This window comes from Aquicoccus porphyridii, from assembly GCF_008369105.1.
Taxonomy (GTDB): Bacteria; Pseudomonadota; Alphaproteobacteria; order Rhodobacterales; family Rhodobacteraceae; genus Aquicoccus; species Aquicoccus porphyridii.
The window spans coordinates 1-446 of the sequence record NZ_VINQ01000130.1 but is presented as its reverse complement, the minus strand read 5'-3'; the positions used below and the strand labels follow the sequence as shown (position 1 = coordinate 446).

Sequence of the window (446 nt, the reverse complement as noted above, 5' to 3'; positions counted from 1 at the left end):
GCCGAATGAGCCAGTTCTTCCAGATCCATCCGGAAAATCCCCAGCCGCGGCTGGTCAAGCAGGCGGTGGAAATTGTCCGCCAGGGTGGGGTGATCGTCTATCCCACCGACTCGTCCTATGCCCTGGGCTGCCGCATCGGCGAAAAGACCGCGGTGGATCGCATCCGCCGCATCCGCCAACTGGACGACAAGCACAACTTCACCCTGGTCTGCCGCGACCTTTCCGAGCTGGGCGTCTATGCCAAGGTCGACACCGGCCTGTTCCGCCTGCTCAAGGCGCACACCCCCGGTCCCTACACCTTCATCCTCAGCGCCACCCGCGAGGTGCCGCGCATGCTCCTGCACCCCAAGCGCCGCACCATCGGCCTGCGCGTGCCGAACTGTCCGATCGCCCGGGCGCTGCTGGAGGAACTGGGCGAACCGCTGATGAGCGTGAGCCTGATCATG

Annotated in this window: 1 protein-coding gene; it reads left to right on the top strand. The window is 65.5% G+C overall.

Going from position 1 to position 446, the window contains the following annotated elements; genetic code table 11:
- A partial coding sequence (locus tag FLO80_RS23890; protein WP_223145552.1) for an L-threonylcarbamoyladenylate synthase occupies positions 1-446 on the top strand: 446 nt, incomplete at both ends.